This window comes from Arcicella sp. BE140 (assembly GCF_031456255.1).
GTDB lineage: Bacteria > Bacteroidota > Bacteroidia > Cytophagales > Spirosomataceae > Arcicella > Arcicella aquatica.
The window spans coordinates 426965-445267 of sequence record NZ_JAVDUE010000001.1 but is presented as its reverse complement, the minus strand read 5'-3'; the positions used below and the strand labels follow the sequence as shown (position 1 = coordinate 445267).

The 18303-nt window shown below is 33.6% G+C and carries 14 protein-coding genes; 4 read left to right on the top strand and 10 right to left on the bottom strand.

The genetic code is table 11. The features are described from left to right. Positions 1–341: 341 nt before the first annotated feature. Complete coding sequence (locus J2Y60_RS01830) at positions 342–1547, bottom strand: PAS domain-containing protein (RefSeq protein ID WP_309912321.1); 1206 nt, start codon at positions 1545–1547, stop codon at positions 342–344. A 295-nt stretch (positions 1548–1842) separates the two neighbouring features. On the opposite strand from J2Y60_RS01830, the gene J2Y60_RS01825 reads away from it, so the two are divergent. After that, positions 1843–2523: an amino acid racemase gene (locus tag J2Y60_RS01825; protein WP_309912323.1), complete on the top strand. Its 681-nt coding sequence runs from the start codon at positions 1843–1845 to the stop codon at positions 2521–2523. Positions 2524–2532: 9 nt separating this feature from the next. On the opposite strand, the gene J2Y60_RS01820 is transcribed toward J2Y60_RS01825, so the two are convergent. From J2Y60_RS01820 to J2Y60_RS01790, 7 genes are all read right to left on the bottom strand, one after another. Then, positions 2533–3633, bottom strand: coding sequence for a cytochrome c peroxidase (locus J2Y60_RS01820; RefSeq protein ID WP_309912325.1), 1101 nt, complete (start codon positions 3631–3633; stop codon positions 2533–2535). A 60-nt stretch (positions 3634–3693) separates the two neighbouring features. Next, complete coding sequence (locus tag J2Y60_RS01815) at positions 3694–4509, bottom strand: MbnP family protein (protein ID WP_309912327.1); 816 nt, start codon at positions 4507–4509, stop codon at positions 3694–3696. A 209-nt stretch (positions 4510–4718) separates the two neighbouring features. Then, entirely contained in the window at positions 4719–5102 is a 384-nt protein-coding gene (locus J2Y60_RS01810; RefSeq protein ID WP_309912329.1) for a hypothetical protein, read from the bottom strand. 170 nt (positions 5103–5272) lie between these two features. Beyond that, positions 5273–5419: a hypothetical protein gene (locus J2Y60_RS01805; RefSeq protein WP_309912331.1), complete on the bottom strand. Its 147-nt coding sequence runs from the start codon at positions 5417–5419 to the stop codon at positions 5273–5275. Between the two features lie 2 nt (positions 5420–5421). Beyond that, positions 5422–6753, bottom strand: coding sequence for a cytochrome c (locus J2Y60_RS01800; protein ID WP_309912333.1), 1332 nt, complete (start codon positions 6751–6753; stop codon positions 5422–5424). A 100-nt stretch (positions 6754–6853) separates the two neighbouring features. Further along, positions 6854–8272: a cytochrome c gene (locus J2Y60_RS01795; RefSeq protein WP_309912335.1), complete on the bottom strand. Its 1419-nt coding sequence runs from the start codon at positions 8270–8272 to the stop codon at positions 6854–6856. Between the two features lie 157 nt (positions 8273–8429). Beyond that, a complete protein-coding gene (locus tag J2Y60_RS01790; RefSeq protein WP_309912337.1) occupies positions 8430–8891 on the bottom strand; it encodes a hypothetical protein in 462 nt (153 codons plus the stop codon). An 872-nt stretch (positions 8892–9763) separates the two neighbouring features. On the opposite strand from J2Y60_RS01790, the gene J2Y60_RS01785 reads away from it, so the two are divergent. The 3 genes from J2Y60_RS01785 to J2Y60_RS01775 are packed head-to-tail and all read left to right on the top strand — an operon-like array spanning position 9764 to position 13958. Continuing rightward, entirely contained in the window at positions 9764–11005 is a 1242-nt protein-coding gene (locus tag J2Y60_RS01785; protein WP_309912339.1) for a hypothetical protein, read from the top strand. A 20-nt stretch (positions 11006–11025) separates the two neighbouring features. Continuing rightward, entirely contained in the window at positions 11026–12840 is a 1815-nt protein-coding gene (locus J2Y60_RS01780) for a sialate O-acetylesterase (protein ID WP_309912342.1), read from the top strand. A gap of 56 nt (positions 12841–12896) precedes the next feature. Then, positions 12897–13958, top strand: a complete 1062-nt coding sequence (locus J2Y60_RS01775) for a hypothetical protein (protein WP_309912344.1) — start codon at positions 12897–12899, stop codon at positions 13956–13958. Positions 13959–14019: 61 nt separating this feature from the next. On the opposite strand, the gene J2Y60_RS01770 is transcribed toward J2Y60_RS01775, so the two are convergent. Together J2Y60_RS01770 and J2Y60_RS01765 are read right to left on the bottom strand one after the other, a co-directional pair. Then, positions 14020–15654, bottom strand: a complete 1635-nt coding sequence (locus J2Y60_RS01770; protein WP_309912345.1) for a PepSY-associated TM helix domain-containing protein — start codon at positions 15652–15654, stop codon at positions 14020–14022. Positions 15655–15790: 136 nt separating this feature from the next. Further along, positions 15791–18154 carry a TonB-dependent receptor gene (locus J2Y60_RS01765; RefSeq protein WP_309912346.1) on the bottom strand — a complete coding sequence of 788 codons (2364 nt, stop codon included), beginning with the start codon at positions 18152–18154 and terminating at the stop codon, positions 15791–15793. Positions 18155–18303: the final 149 nt, after the last annotated feature.

The following is an 18303-nucleotide window of genomic DNA, read 5'->3' as shown; positions in this document are numbered from 1 at the left end:
GATAAGATTAAGAGGATAAACATTATTGTAATCCGACAAAAATAAAAACACTTCTACTTCCATCATCATTTTTTTTGATGATGTAGCGGTATTTTATCTATAGACGGTAATTCAAAAGAGAAGGTTGGAAAAGAAGTTTATTTTTTTTAAATATTGAAGCTGTTTAAACTTTCCCTTTCGGGTTAAACTAAGTCTTTTAGAATAGCTTGTTCCAAAATTTACTCAACGTAGCGATGCTATGCTTCCCAAATTTTGAAAAAATCAATTCTAAAATACAATACTTTCACCTTAGAAACGGAAAGTTTAAACAGCTTCATTTTTTCAATCATTACAAAGATGTGTCATTCATGATAAACATAATATGTTTTATGAACGATGTCTTTGATGATACCATCTAATCGGTTGGCTTCGTCGCCTAATTGGGTCAAAAAGAGTTGTTGCTCTTCAGCAGTTATTTGATATTGTTTATCTGTCAGCAAAGTGGAAATCCCCAAAATATTGACAAGCGGACTTCTCACTAAATGAGATTGTTGCCAAGCGATTTCTTTCAGGATGTTCAATTGCTCATTCACCTTGATTTCTGCTTTTTTTCTTTCGTCTATGCTAGTAGCATTAAAGGTTACACCAATGATTTTTGAATGAGAATCATATACAGGAAAGAACCTGATTTTAAACCAAATCTTTTTTCCGTTAAATGTCAACTCTGTTTCGGTGATGGTAATTTCACCATGTAAGGCCTCTCCAAAAGCTTCATGAAAGGATTCGTAAGCACTTGTAGTAATGAAAGGAGTGAAATCTTCGCCAACTTTTAGTTGTTTTTGATGCAAATGTAAAACATTTTCTTCTGCCGATTTATTAAAATTAAGGACCTTGAGGTCTGGGCTAATAAAAATATTAATATCTGTCGAACTATCTAAAATGGCTAATAATTTACTTTCAGAACTTTCAAGTTCATCAATTGTTTTGAGCAATTGTTTTTCGATAGGTTGATAAACATAAATTACTTCGGCAGCAATAATAAAAATAGAAAGGATGGCTAAAATAATTTCGATAATGACAATAAATCTCAATTTTTTATCTGACTCATCTTCCAGTTTTTTAACCACAGCATCCATTTTTATCAAAAAATCAGCCTGATTTTTATTGATTTTTTGAATAATATTCAAGTCTATCGTAGGTTTTTCATTTAAAATATGATGGATATATTCAATATTTTTAGAAAGACCGACTAATATTTTTCTGGCATCGCCATTGGTGACTGGATGTACCGATAATGCTTTATTTCCATTCAATAAGGCAAAATGAACTGCTTGCCAATTTTTAAATGTTTCTATCAGTTCATTATAGCCTACTTCTTGATTTAACAATTGAAAATACTCAAGATTTATTTTTTGACTTAGCATCCGTTGTCTACCCGACAGATTAATCATTCTTGACTCTTCATTCTTTTGATTTAACCAATATTGAATAAATAATTGATTAACCGCCAATACTAAAATGGCCATCAATACGCCAAAGACATACTTATTTTTAGGTCTGTATTTCATAGAATATTTGATGAGATTTTTAATGTGCTAGCATAAGCGTTGGCGCTGAGTGTAAATAATGTAAAGATTCATTATAAGGATTTTCCAATATAATAACGGTTTTATACTATCAATCTTTTTTAAAACCTGAAATAATACTTTTAATACAATATCTAAAATAAATGGCAAAAAACTCACCAGTATTAACTCATTTATTTCAAGTTTATTTTAATCGGTAATTAATGTAAAGCCTTTATTATTTTTGTAAAAGATTGTCATCAATGCAAACTACAATCTTTTTTAAAACAATAGTAACATGAAAAAAATTGGACTAATAGGCGGAATAAGTTGGGTGTCGACGATGGACTATTACAAGTTTTTAAACGAAGGCATTAATGAAAAACTAGGCGGACTTAATTTTGCTGAGTGCATTATTTATTCATTGAATTTTGGAGATGTTCAAGAGAAGACTTGGGAACATTCGTTCGAGCTTTTCCTAAATGCTTGCGAAAGTTTAAAAAGAAGCGGAGTTGATGCAATTGTTCTATGTGCTAACACAGCTCATTTATTTGCGGATGAACTTGCAACGAAAATAGCCTTACCAATCATCCATATTGGCACTGAAACGGCAAAAGAAATAAAACAACAAGGCATCAATAAAGTTGGTTTGTTAGGTACAAAGTTTACAATGGAAATGGATTTTTACCGTAATAAATTAGTACAAAACGGACTAGAAGTATTAGTACCTAACCTACAAGAAACCAGAGACTATATTCAACTTACCTTAAAGGAGGAATTGGGAAGAGGTATCATAAACCCAATAACAAAGCAAAACTATATTACCATTGCCAACGATTTAATCGCAATGGGAGCAGAAGCAATAATATTGGGCTGTACTGAAATCCCCATGATATTGAGTCAACAAGATTTTGTAGTACCAGTATTTGATACTACAAAAATTCATGTTCAGGCTATTATCGAATATGCACTTTCATAAACGATGCTATTATTGTGGCGTAAATCGTTTATCTTCTAAAAATGTCCTATCCGTCAAGGTTCTTAAAAATGTAATAATTTGTGCTTTCTCTGTAGCAGTTAATGGAATACCTAGTTTACCATTTTGATTGAGAATTGGATCTATATTTTGGGTAGCAGTTACCGTATTTGTATAATGATTGAGTACTTCATCTAATGTCTGCAAACGTCCATCATGCATGTAGGGCTTAGTAGCTTCTACATTTCTAAGACTTGGCACTTTAAATTTATTTTTGTCTCCCTGCAATTCCGTCACTCGCATTCTTCCGTCATCAATCACAGGCTCGATAAACGCTTTTTTAACACCATCTACTATTCTATATACTACTTGTTGGCGTTCTGTAGGGGGTAATCCATTATTTCTATAACTACCATCACTAAATAATTCGCCAGCATGACATGAGGAGCATTTTTGTTTGAACAATTCCATTCCTGCCAATTCTGAATCGCTAAATACTACCCCTGCTTCTTTTCTCGTGTATTTATCATACTTAGAATTAGCCGAAATCAAAGACAATAAAAATTGAGACAATGCTTTCAAGAATCGTTCAGAAGTGATTTCAGTAGTTCCAAAAGCATTTTTAAACATGTTTGGATATTTATCCGACTTTCTGAGTTTCTCTAATACATTGCTAGTTTTCTCGTCCATTTCAACAGGATTTTCTATGGGCGAAATCGCAAAAAGGTCTAAATCAAATACTCCCCCATCCCAACCAAAAGTCTTTTCCCATGCTAGGTTTTGTAATGATGATGAATTTCTTAATCCAATCTGATTATCAATTCCATGGCTCAAATCATGCAAATGATGCGTAAACCCAAAGTCTTGACGGTGGCATTCACCACACGAAATAGTTCCATCTCTTGAAAGGATTCCATCATAAAACAGACTCTTCCCTAATTCAAAGCCCTCTTTGGTAACTGGATTACTTTGTATTTTATATACAGGACTTTGAAAATTGCTAGGTTGGTAAAAAAGTTTATCTGGCTCTATTACAACATCTGGTGTTTTTGAACAGGATAAAGCCATCACCAATAAGACAATTATACAGGTAGCTAAGAATAGATTTTTCATATCTAATTTATTTATTCTTTTACTCTTCAATAAATATGAAGAGTAGAAGAGCATTTTTTATTAATTAGCATCATTGTGAACATGGTCTACACTAAACATCTTCTTGTAGTTCTCGGCAATAGGAGTAGCCGTTGTGATACTATGCACCATGTTTGTCTCAGCTAGTTTTAATTGAGCGGTACCATTAAATATCTTTAAAACATCAACAAACAAATGTACTTCTGGAGCAATGTTACCGCGAACAGTAGCAGCATTAGTCAATGGCAAAGTAATAGTTCGAAGGTTATTTGCAGTCTTAGAGGTCATTCCACCAAAGCCACCTACATGTAGTTGAAACGGTCTTTTCCCTGTAGCATTAGTAGGTACGACAGAAGATGTTCCTTCAAATTTGAAGAATATATAACCAGAATTCCAAGCCCAATACATACCGTCATCTCCATAAGATGCTGGGTCCAGTACTCCCGTTCTTTGGCTAAGGTCGGATACACTTCTAGTACTATCTACACCAACCATAAAAGATACTTCTGTATAATTGCCAGCAGGAACATCTTTCAATATTGCTTCCAGACTATTAACGTCAGACTGCTTTATTAAGAAATAATTATTCGGGAATTTTACTACAGTACCATCTTCTTTCTTAAATGAAACGTTGGAAATAAAGTAATTCAACGTAGTTACGGTAAAGTCTTCACTAACATTATTGATATAAGCACCTGTTGTTAAAACTAAGGCCTTGTCGCCAACCCTATTATCAAAAGATAACGTAATTGAGTTTTTGTTATTGGAATTGATTTCATCATCGTCTTTTTTACAAGAGGCTGTCAGCATAATAAAACCCAAGAAAAAAAGTATTGAAAGTAATTTATTAGTTTTCATATAGCATTTTTTAAAATAGGCTGTATCGTAGCCTATTTAATATTTTGATTAATAAGAAATATTATTTTTATACGAATACACAAACGAATTATAGGATGTAGTCAGCCTATACTCATTGTCAACGTACACATTTGATTAGCCATAAACAGCTGATAGCGAAAAGTATAAAACGCTACAAACAAACGTTAAGGCACAAGAAATTGAAGGTATTATAATTGAGGGGGGCGAAAAATGCCTTTAAGCATTCCTGCTAGCGGATTCGCTAAAAAATTGAATTTAGGTAAACATTGAAGAAACTCAACAAAACTGAAATCATTAAATATAAAATAATTAGCAGAACAAAATAGCTGAATTTCAGGTATTTTTTCTAGCTTTTCCGTAGTTTGCTTTTGTTCTTTTTCTTCAGCTGCTTTTAGCTTTTTAGCTAAATAACATTTACCGTCACAATGCAAAGAAGGTCTGTTTTTATTAACACAAAGTACTTTAGCAATATACGCCTTATTGGCTTGATAATACATCACAATCCCCATACGGCTAAATATGGGCATATTTAATATGATTAATAGAAAATATATTGTGAACTGTTTTAACATATTACAAAGTTACTCTTGTATTTTTTCCAATACTTATACTAAAACGAAAATATCAAAATGATATTTGTTATTTGCTTAGAAATAATACCATCAGCATGGATACTATTAACATGATAAGCAGAATAATTGCCCCGACTGTTCTTTTCCAGTCGGGGAGTTTTTTTTTCTTTTTAGCCATTTTTATTTCTTCGGATATTAGGGAAAAGGATTATCCCATTTTTCTTGAGAATCGTTACTTCCAACAGAATTCGTGCGGTAACACCAATACAGGCTAAACCGATGATGGCTATTCCAATGCTTAACAATAGGATTTTCATACTTATTTTTGTTTGAGGATATAAGTTGCTACGTCTTTGATTTCTTGCTCAGATAAACCTAATGCTGGCATTTGTGGATAATCAGGTCGTTTTTTGCCTGGTTTACGAATCCAATCGTGCAAACCTTTTTCGTCTTTTTCATAAATCGTCACCATTTCTTTCACAGGCGGGCCAACTATTTTGGTATCTAGGGCATGACAAGCACTACATTTTGCGGTAAAAATGGCTTCTCCAGCATCGGCAACTACAGGCTTTTTGCTTGGGTCATTGGCATCTTTAATAGCTTGCTGTACTTCTTTCTGATACTTAGCAGTTTCTTTGGCTACTAATTTTTGATGAGGCTCTAAAGCCGTAGCTCTATACAAATGCCTACCAGAACCCATAAAAACCACCGTGGTTGTCAACAAAAGAGTCACTTTCCAGAAATCTTTCGCTATTTTTTCAGGTTGTCCAGTAATGGCTTTCCAAATCCAGAATAAAGCTGGAATAGCAAAGGCTGCACCTGTTGAAATAGTTAGAATCAATTGCCAACTTATTCCCTTAGTGGGTAGCGTAAGTAATACAATTGGGCCGATAAGAAACTGAGCTACTGAAGCCGAAAAAGTAAGAGAATAGGCTTTTCTACGAATTTCATAAAGGCTCAAGCTTTGGAATTTTTCTTCAAAAGCAAAACTCTTTCTACCGAAATACCAGAAAATAAATAGCCCTGTAACACCTAATGAAGCAAATATGAAATGTAAATATCTTGGAAAAACATTCGGAAGAGCCAAGGCTTCAAAAAAGCCAGAAATAGTATTCCATTTTTCTGGGAAAAGCATCAAATTGATGTTCGTCAAAAAGATAAAAGGAATAAATAAAAAGATAACTACTGAGGCCGCTATCATAGAAATATGAAGGGATTTGTTATCTTTTAGTACATTCCATGAATATTTATGTGCATAAGTAAGCAAAAACGCCAACGTAGTTAGTGGAATAATGGCTATCCAAAACAAACCCGTAAGAGCGTTTGCCGAATAAAAATACAGCGTATAAAGTGTATTGATAGTGAGTAATGGAGCAATGCCCAATACCACAGCCATACTTTTATTGACGGTGATTGTTTGAGCTAATTCGTAAGCCAATTTATCGTACTCAGGATTTTTCAAACCCTTTATTTCACTCCAAAGCGTTAATATGGAACCTCCTAACATCAGATTAATAAAAATGATATGTAATAAAAAGGAGAATATTAATGCTATCACCAATACCGAATGCGGTAAAGGCAAAGGCAGTGGAATGTCATGTGGAATGGGTGTTTGCAATAGTATTTGCAAAAAAATATGTTGTAAAATCATTATGTCAAAATTTAAGTCCAATAAGCATTTGGACAAAGAGAAATCCTTCCGAAAGAATAGTGGCTACAATCGTAAAATTTCTCTTAGAATGGATTAAATATTATTTTTCAGTTAATTGAAGCCCTTTTTCTTGTACACCTTCTAGGGGTACTCGATTTTCTTGAATACTCTTGATGTACATAATAAGGGCATCCAATTCTTGCTCATTTCCGGGGAAAGGTGGCATGAAATATCGAGCATTTTCTATATGTGAAATATAGGCTTTCATCATTTCTGGCTTCAGCTTTTCACCTTCTTTCAAGCTGTACATATCTTCAAACTTTTCGATGACAGAGTTAATTCCATTGGTAGTGTGGCAACGACTACAAGCCAACAAGAACACTTGTTCACCAGCAAGCAATTTATTATCTTCGGTTACTTCATGTACTGGAGAATAGGTAGCATATTTTAGTAAACCGTCTCTTTTGAATAATGGATATTCATCTTTCCGAAGGGTATTGGAATACATATAATTCCCAATTACATAAGGCTTACGGATGAATTCGCGAATACGTTCAAAAATCCCTGCAAAACCCAACATTCCTAAAACAGGAATAATGTACAACAATTTAGGAATCTTGATTTTAGGTCGAAAGAAGGTAATTCCAGCCACGACTAATACAGAAAATAATGCTCCGAAAATAAAATACACTAATAAGTCGTACCAAGATTGGAAATCCATCGTTCCTACTGCTACAGGTAAATTTCCAATCATTAATGTTGGTATTTTACTATGATATAAAAAGGCCGCAGTAGCACAGAAAGGCGTTGCCAGTAGCATCCACAGCGCAATAACTCTTGAAGCTTTTCTCCGAATTTCGGAACCATTTGGAGTAAGAAACATTGTGAGAAAAAGTGCAATAGAACCCGCCATTAACGCCGCCAGAGGTGTACGGAACATCAGTTGAGGTAAATAAATAGGGTTGGTAAAACCTGATACAAAAGTTTTATTGGCTACCCAACTTCCTGTATCCATCATAAAGCCTAGGATTGATACGATAATTGCCATTGTAATCCAAGAAGCAATTGAGAGCTTCACCCCAAACATGATGTGTTTAGATTTAGCTTCTATACTTGTGTTTGACTTCTTCCAAGAAAGATAATATATCATTATCAGTACCACTTCTGTTACAAAAGTCAGCCATTCTACAAACCAAGCTCCATAAAATACCCTAATCAAACTTCCAATGGAAGCAGGATTAACTAAAGAAGCCGAAAGCCAAATGCCTACACCTGTCATTGCTCCAATAGTAGTTGTTATAATAAAGGCAATCGTCATTAATCGTCGGGCTAAATTATCCCACTCTACATTGACAACCTCATTTTTGGGGGCTTTCCTAAAGCCTAAGTATTCGAGTAAAGTAACTAATGGTATAAAACCAACTGCTAAACCATGGTTGATTAACACATGGATTACTGCGATAATGGCAATGAGCAATCGGTCACCCATAAAATCAAGGTGAAAAATAGGAAAATCCATTTCTGTAATTTTTAGAGCAATGTCTATTGGACTATTCTTTTGAAAGAATAGCCTAATGATTGCGTTTTGTTAAACCTTAATATCATTTGGGCATGTGATTTCATCCTAAGAAAATTCATAGGTAAAGCACATCAATTACATGCTCATAGAAAGAATGCTAGCCCATAAAAACAGCAGAAAAAGAGGTAGTTTGTGGGGGATGAGGAATCTTGAGGTAAAGATTAAAGTAGTACAGGTTTAGATAAATATAATTTCTTTTTTGTAAAAACGGAAATGAATAGTGAATGGGTAATTTAATGGATGAGTTTTCACAGAATAAGTTGAATGGCGTAAGATTAAGGACACTGTTTGTTCCTCTGTTTTGTTTGTCAGACGATTGGTCGAAATCGATTAAAGCAAGTAATTTTTGTTTCGTTTCTTGATGCAACTGCTTGACTTTAAATTCAGTCTTGGACATTTCTTGACTAAAGGTGTTTTCATCTTTTAGGGAAACTACCAACAAATAACCTACTACACTTTGTCCCACCAATACCGCTACAATAGCCAAAGCCAACCAGCTTTTCAGCTTGCCTATTTGTTGTCTTGTTAGCTTTTGTATATCTATGTTGAAAGTAAGCATTGATTAAACGATTTTCAAAAATTGATAACTTTTGAATTATGTTACAAATATAATACATAAGATTCATAGCTTCTATATTTACCAATAAGCTACCATTTGATAAATATTGATTATATTTCTATATTATTTTTCCTATTTGTTGGTTCTTTGGCTATATTTGTATATCTTTAAAAGGTCAACTAGGCCTTTATTAGTTTTACGTATTACATTCTAAATTTAAAAACTCTCTACCATGTCAAATAAAAACTCTACTTTCAACTCAAAGTCTACAAAATCTTTGCTATTACTTCCATCAAGCAATCAAAAGAATAATTTTATTTTTTTGATTAGTTCTTTATTTACTAAAACCTCATCGAAAGATAGATTTAGGTTATTTGGCTTATCTATGCATTTTTGATTACAAGAGACTAAAAATCAATCCTACAATAAATATTGACAATCGAATTTATAGAGTTCTGATGGCTATATAATGGATTCAAATAAGGTATTTACTTATTAAGTATACCCTAAAAATAAGTTATCTGTAAGATACTATTTGATATTTTATGCAATAGTAATATTTCGTATAGTAACAGACGTACGCCAGACTAATATGATGAAGCTGTTTAAACTTTCTGTTTCTTAGGTGAAAGTATTGTCTTTTAGAATAGCTTGTTTCAAAATTTGCAAAGCATAGCATTGCTACGTTGAGTAAATTTTGAAACAAGCTATTCTAAAAGACTTAGTTTAACCCGAAAGGGAAAGTTTAAACAGCTTCGATATAAAACTTTATTCAATTTTATTCAATTTCAATAATTACTTCAAATTCTACAATTCAGGTTAAAGCTACTCACACCTAATTTCAAAGTTGATAGCGTAATTTTTTACACAAAATGAAAAAAAATCTAATTCTAATTCTACTCCTTATTTGTCAGTATAAATTGTTGTCACAAATTCCAGATCTTGGTAAATTAAAAACCGAAAATGGGAATAAGGTCAGGTACATATCAATAGGTTCGTCTTTATCGGCGGGCGTAAGAAATGGAGGTGTGTATTTAGCATCTCAACAAACATCTTTCCCTAATTTAATTGCTCAACAAATGGGTATAGTTGATTTTAGACAACCTCTTCTTGAAAAAAATGGTACAGGTTATGAAAGTGTTATGCTTGATAAGAATAATAACTTAAAATTTCAAAAAATTGTTGGTCTTGATGAGAGTAAAAAACTACCAAAAATAATAAATGAAATAGACAACTTTGCTCTACCTTACCTAAAGGTATTAGATATCTATGAACCTGTAAGTGATAATAATCCATTTGTTGATAAAAAATCTTTCAAATATTTAGACCGACTAATTTCTACAGAAGAGGAAGGAAAAGTCTCATATTTAAAGTATTTAAGTAGAGTACAAAATATTGATTTTTTTACTTATGAACTAGGATTTCATGACTACATACAATACATCAAATCTGGAGGCCTAGGTACTAGCATTATTTACATGGGTGCAAGAGAGAATTATGGAGAGATTGAACTACTCAATATTCTTACTTCAAAGAATACAAAGGGGGTTATTGCGAATATACCCGACGTTTTGGATTTTCCAATTTTTCGATTTAATACCCTTAAAAAACTTCAAAAAGCTAATTCGACAAATGAAATTTTTATTTCATACTTAGCAAAAAGTGGTGTAAGAATTGCAAATAATTTAGATATATTCTTGCCTACACAAAACATATCAGATTTGATGGATAATACTATCTCTGACACTCAAAAATTAGGATTAAAACCAGATTCACCCCTAAATGATAGCGATGTTTTAAGTATTGACGAAATTGAAACTATTTCGGTAAAAGGCTATAATAAAACAATTATTGAACCCCTTTCACAAAAATATCAATTACCTATTGTAGACCTATATTCCTTATACAAAGGAATTTTAAAAGGTAATTATATAACTGATGATGGCGTCTTAATTAATCCATCTTATCCTAATGGCAACTTTTTTTCATCTGATGGTATTACTCCCACTGCTTTAGGACACGCAGTAATTGCTAACGAGTTTATAAAAGTTATAAACTTACATTTCAATGCCAAAATACCTTTGATTCAAACTACAAAAATTATTGAAAAGTAATAAATAAACCTAAGACACTTATGAAATCATATATAATTTTGCTAATACTGCTAACAAACATAGTTGCAAAAGGGCAAGTTTCATTATCTCTTCCTCTAGAACGTTCAGTATTCCAAAGAGATAACACTGGACAAGCTACAATAACATTTGGTGGACAAGCTATGGTTAGTACAAGTACATACCAAATTCAATATAAATTAGTAACCTTAGATAAGGATGGAAATAATACTAATTATAATTCTCAATCTTGGGTTAATCTCTATGATTTTGGTGGTGGGAGAACCTTTCAATTTAATTTACCAATCAGTACAGGATGGTATCGTATGTACATTAGAGCCTCACAAAATGGCAACCAAATTGGTGGTACTTCTTCAATAAAATTTGGAGTTGGAGAAGTAATCGTAGTAGCAGGACAATCAAATGCTCAGGGAGTGGGAACAATGACACCTCCTCAAGCAAATAGTTCAAACTCCCCTTACGACTGTGTTATAAGCAACAATGAACAACTTTTTTGTAAAAAATCTATAGCTCCATTCCCAATTTTTGGAAAAATGGAAAACTCTTCAAGGGTTGGACCAAATGGAGGAGAAGTCTGGGCATACCAAAGATTAGGAAATAGTATTGTTGATAATGAATCTGGCAAAATAATACCTGTATTGTTCTTCAATGTTGGTGCAAGTGGTACTTCTGTTGATAATTGGTCAGCTACAGCTGATGATCAAAGTGCGTACGTACAAAATCCATTATGGGGTAATGCTATTCATTGTAACTCAGATGGAGTTCCGACATCAGAAAATAATGGACAAGGACAGCCTTATATAGCATTAAGGAACACTCTCAACTATTATGCTTCTATGCATGGCATTAGAGGTATTTTATGGCATCAAGGAGAATCTAATACGGTTACTAATAGTTCATCTACTACTTACACATCACTTTTAAACAATGTTATTCAAAAAAGTAGAGATCATTTTAATGGCAATTTAGCTTGGGCCATTTCTAATGTTTCTCGCATTAATTATAATGGAGCAGAACTAACATCTTCTAATGTATTAACAGGTCAAAATACAAGTAGAACAGATAAAAGCGGAGTAAATGGAGCTAGTAGTTCTGATGATATTTTTGATGCAATAGGCTCTGGTTCAAACAAAAGGCAATCTGATAGAACACATTTTGCATCAAATGGATTATATGATTTAGCGAACCAATATTATACAAATTTCAATAGCTTAAAAACAAAAACACCAATTCAATCTTCATCAATCCCTTCTATTTCTGTAACACCAAATTCATCAGGTGGTGCTACTTTGTCTGTTCCAAGTGGTTATTCTGAATATCGATGGGTTCAATATGATGGCAACTACAAAGATGTCGATTGTTCTTCACCTACAAGTCCATGCAGCAATTCAATCACTGTGGCATCAAATTCAGGTAATTGGCGTTGTTATATAAAAGCAAGTAATGGCAATTTCATGCTTACTAGAAAAGTATATTTACCTGTAACTTTAACAAATGCACGCATTGGAAGTGATGAGAGTCTTTTTGCAGAAAATGAAGGTATAATTAAAAGCTCTGTTTATCCAAACCCAGCTTATGAAAACTTTGGAACAACCATTGCCTTTGAATTACCTTCGGATGCAAATAATTTAAGATTAGATATTATAGATGACAAAGGTAACGTTATTAAAACATTAGCCAACGGAAATCATGCTGCTGGAAAATATAACTACCCTTTTGATATCAAAGAATTATCATTCTCATATACCAACGTGTATTATTATAGATTAACAGTTGACGATCTGGTTGAAACAAAACGTTTGTTATACTTAAAATAATTGCATAATTGATTTTTCATGAAAAGTCGACTCAATAGTATAATCTATCCTTAAAAATGAAAAATTTATTCTATCTATACTGTATATTACTACTTTTCTCTTGTAAAGAAAAAGATATATTTAATACCCCTGAATTAGTGGTAGATTTCGAAACTATACAAGAATTCAATTATGTCAAAGTCTTAAACAGACTACGTAATGCGGTTAAATATGATTTAGATTATGGAGATGGCACAAAAATAATAGCTGATACAACGCTTCATAATTTATCTTTAGGAGTAATTATAAATTGGGATGGGAAACATTATTATAAAAAGGATGGGAATTATACTATTACTTTAACTGGGTATGATAAAAATGGAAAATCAAAAACAGTTAGTAAGCAAATTGTAATAAATTATGTAAACCAAAACTCTCCCATAGCTGATTTCTCTATTGAATTATTAGATGATGGAGTTGTAAAAATGAAAAATTTATCAAAAAATTATTCTTCTCTTGAGATTGGTACAAGTGTCGGAAATTGGGGATATAATACAAATGTGGAAAATCCTACATTTATATTCGACATGAATGGCAAATATACTATCCGTTTAACTGCAAATGGTGCTTTTTTCGATTATAAATCAGTAGAGATAGACATAAAAAATACTGTAAATAGAGAATTAGGATATTTTAAAGGTGAGTGGCTAGGCAAGCAAATTGATGTTTCGGAAAGTTTTGATCACCAAACAGTTACTGAATATATGGATATTGCAGGCGCCAATAAATACCTTTTATTAAAAAACATATTTTATCGTGATACCAATTCCATTGAATTAATAAATTTTAAAGTTAAATCGGATAGTCTGAAGACTAATGAAATGAAGTATGAACAAATTAAATCAAAATTTAAGCTTGGTATTCAAAATAGTGACGATTGGGCCGTGAGTTTTTATCTTCCTCTTGTAAGTTCTAAAAAGAAAAGCATTGAAATTTTAGAAATAAAAGAAGTACCCCAACGTAAAATCATTCCCGAAATGTATGACAAAGCATTTTGGATAACCTATAAAATAAATGCAGATTTTGAAAGTATTGGAAAAATTGATGGAATACTAAAAGTCAGGTATTTAATTTATTAGGTTTAGTATATTACTAATAGTCGTAGAACATTTTGATATATTCTACGACTATTTCTGTTTCTTACTTCACCTTTAAAAACAAAGCAAAGCCAAACAAACTCACTACCAAAACACCTAATGCTGAAAGGATAGTAACGATGTCGCGGATGTCTTTTCCTGCCCAATCCATAAACAAAAATTTGTGTAAAACCCCAAACGAAAGCCCTTCTCTTCGGTCAGAATCAACAATGCTTGCGGCTAATCTGCTGGTGGCTGGTTCAACATAATAGGTTAAATGATTGTCTGTCGCCAACGCGAATTTCACTACTGGCAAACGTTTGTTTACAAAGCCATATTCCTTATCAAATTTGGTTAAGAATCCTGTTGAAGCTATGGCGGGTAATGCTTCGCCCTCGCCTTCATCTGTTGTACTTGCGGTTAAATCACAACAAGTAGGGTCGCCACCCGATTTTCCTTGCTCAATAAAATGTGCTACCAATGCTTTGGCATGCAACATCATTCCGTCGGGTAAAAGACTGGCCGTTTGTACGTCGTAATAAGCTATATTTGATTTTGCATCAGGCTTTTTGCTTTCGCCCATTTTCTCTGCTTTGTCTTGTTGTTCTTTTTTCCAAGCTCCTTTTTCTTCCGACTTTATAAATACTTGATAATACAGTTTGTCATCAATTTTGGCTAACGAAAGGTTTGCAATCTTCGTCCAGTCTAGTGGTAAAGCCAAAGTAGCCGTTTGTAAATCCGTAGTTTTGATAACTGGTTGATAGAAGTACTTGATGCGTTCGTCAGGAGTGAGTTTTTTGGTAGCATGATAAGCACCCGAAAAAGCAAAAGTGAAAGTGACAAAAGCTACCCACAGTCCAATCTGGCGATGATATTTCCTCAAGATTCCTACTTTATCGTTAGCATTTCGTGGCTTTTTGAATTTCCCCCACATAAAGCCATAAATCACTAAACCACTCAACATTGAAATAATGATGATTGATAAAAATCCTATCATTATCGAAATCCTGAGTGTATTATTAGTGATTTTCATCAAGAAATCCCAATTATGAAACGTTCTGAAGACCCATAAAAAGGCTTTTCTACGGTTTTCGTTGAAGTTTGCCAAACGAGTTTGCTCAGTTTCAATATAAATATCCATACCATCGGCACGTTCAAATGATACTTTCCAAACAGGTAATAAACGATTGACATACGCATATTCATCATCAAAATCTGTGATTTCTTCAATATTTTTAACCTTCGACTGGTAGTCTTCAGTAAAATAGCGTGCTAAAAATTCTGCATACTTTTTATCACCATTTTCAAGTATCTGAGCAGTCGTAGCATTGAAATATGCTAGTCGATTACTCACTCTTTTTACTTGATAATACGTCTGATTATTGAAACTAACAATACGGAAATTTCTAAATTCAGTGATGCTATTTTTCTTCAATACTTCTTGTAAAGACAGTTTTATTTGTGCTTGATTTACTGCTTCTGGCTTAACATATTCATGTGCCAATTTTACTTTAAACCAATGCGACATGAAAGGGTGCATCATGCCTGAGATACACCAAAAAATTACTGGAATCATCGTGACCAAGCCGATAATTCTGTGCCAACGATAGATGTTTCGTTTGATATTTTTCTTTAAGCCTCCGAAGGATGATTCTTTTTGAACCTCCTCATCAGCTATTTCACCAATATTTTTTGCCATGACTATTTTTATTATTTAGTAGTTTTTAGTGAGTGAATGAGTGAGTTGTGAGTTAGTGATTATATGACCTTTAATAATTAACATACTCAATCAAGATTCACAACTCACTCATTCACAATTCACTAAATCACAATTATCATTTCCCCGTAAAATTGTATTGCAAGCCAATCACCACAGTACGTGGAGCGGCTGGCGTATAGGTAGTTCTGTCAGTAGCATTGTTACCTCTAGAAGCCTGATTGGCGTATAACTCATCTGTCAAGTTCATGATGTTGGTAAATACCTCAATGCCTTTGAAATTGTACCCAGCACGGAAATTCAACACGCTTACACCCGAAAGACCGAAAGCAGTTTTGTCGTTATACATAACCGTATTGGTTTGATTTTGGTAATACGATGACAAACGTTGCCATTCGATAGCAGTACGTAAACCCTTTGCCCATTTTGGTTTATAAGTAATTTCAGAATTGGCAATAAACGAAGGAGCAGAAGGCATATCTTTACCGTTTACATCTTTCACTAAATCCGAAGATTTCGTACTTAAGGTAAATTCAATAAAACGGTGAACGGCATTTGTTCCTCCAAAACGGATAAACCATTCTGAACTAGGTTTATATGTAATGCCGTACTCGATACCTTTGTGCAAAGTTTTTCCAGCAGACTGATAATCTGTAGAATTGTCGGGCTGACGAATACTTAATAATTCATTCTTACCATTCATTTCATAATAGGCAACGTCAATATAAATCTTATTATCCAAGAACGACGCCCATCCTCCTACTTCTTTGTTGTCGAAATAAGCTGGCGTTAAATTATAGTAAAATGGATTAGCACTACCAGTAGGGGTTTTACGGAAAACGGCTGTTAAGCCTGGAGGCGAGAAGCCTTGTGAGTAATTAGCATAAATACCTTTTCCATTGCCTAAATCATACGTTGCCCCGATTTTGGGCGTTACTTGGCTATACTCTTTTGTGCCTGTTGCATTGTTATCTAAATAATTCAAATAGTCGAACGACATACGGTCGTAACGAAGTCCTATGGATAATCTTAGTTTTTGAATAGGTTCAAAATCAAACTGCGAGAACAAACCAGTATTAAATATTTTAGCATCGTATTTAGCTACAAAAACATCTGGGTTTTCTTTCACCAAAGTATATTTCTCTACCGATTTTCCATCAGCACGTAATTTAGCTGCAAGGTCAATTGTGTAAGAACGGTATGGATTCGTTGAATAATCGTAAGTCCCCCCCACTAACAAACGAGCCTTTAAGAAATCGAATTTCTGTGAATGTTGTGCCAAAACGCCATAAGATGTAAATGAATTATCATTGATTTCACCTTTGGCTGTGTTTGCTCCTGTTGTCCATCTAATAGAGTAACTTGGATTCTGTCCGACTGAATTATTACGATAGTATGGCGTAACAGTAGTTTCTGCATTCGCATTCCAAGCGTGTTCTAAAGAAATTTTAGCACGGGTAGCCAATACTTTTCTATAGGTAAAATCGGCAGTAGAAGAATACTCTCTTTTATAAAATGCGATAGAGTCTACACTACCCCCTGTTTGGGAATAATAATCATTATAAGCCAACGTGCTGACAAAGCGAGTTTTGTCAGAAATTTTATACTCTGCTCGTGCATTAAAAGAAGTCTTATCAAAATCACTACTAGACTGCCAAGAATTCACTTGTTTGGCTACGTATCCACCTAAGTATAAACCAAATTTCCCGACTGTCGCTCCTGCACCATATTGTATTCTCTTGTAGCCGTAATTATCAAACTGGATACCTACACGAGCGGTAGGCACAGCTGTTGGACGTTGTGTAATAAAATTAATTGCTCCGCCTACAGCCTCTGGTCCATATAATGATGACGCTGGCCCTTTTACTACTTCTACCGAAGAAACAGAAAACACGTTCATTTCAATAATGGCATTATGGTTAAAAACCCCCATTGGTCTAATCGGTACGCCGTCTTCTAAATATAAAAAGTAAGCAGAAGTTCCCATTGGCTGACGAATACCCATGCCATGTTGTTCATTATTATAGTTCATCATCACTACGCCCGGCGTCTTGTTGATGATTTCGTACATACTAGTAGGTTTGGCATCGTTTATTAATGTTGATGATAATTTAGAAATCGCTACTGGAGCTTGAGTTCTTAAACTAGCCTCACGATTAGCTGTTACTACTACTTGTTGGAGGTTTTCTACAGAAGGTTCTAACGAAATAGATAATACCTTTTCGGTGCTATAATCCACTTCCAACGTTTGAAAACCAATGCTCGAAACACTAATTTTATTGATGTGCTCGGTAACATTGAAGGAAAATTCACCATTAATATTGGTAGTAGTTCCTGCATGAGTACCTAGTGCTTTTACAGAAGCACCAACTACGGGTTCTTTGGTGGAATTGTCAAAAATTTTACCTTTTATAATGTTTTGGGCAAGAGTTGAAGATATCGTCAATAAAATGACGATAATAAGATTGAATATGTTTTTCATCTTTAATTTTTATAGTCTAGTTGGCTTTTAAGGTATTGTTTCTCCATGCTAAAGTCATGGAGAAAAGGTTCTCGTAATAGAGTACGAGAAAATCAATACGATTGACGCAAGCAATCATACAAAAAAGCTAACAGTTGTATTTGGAATAC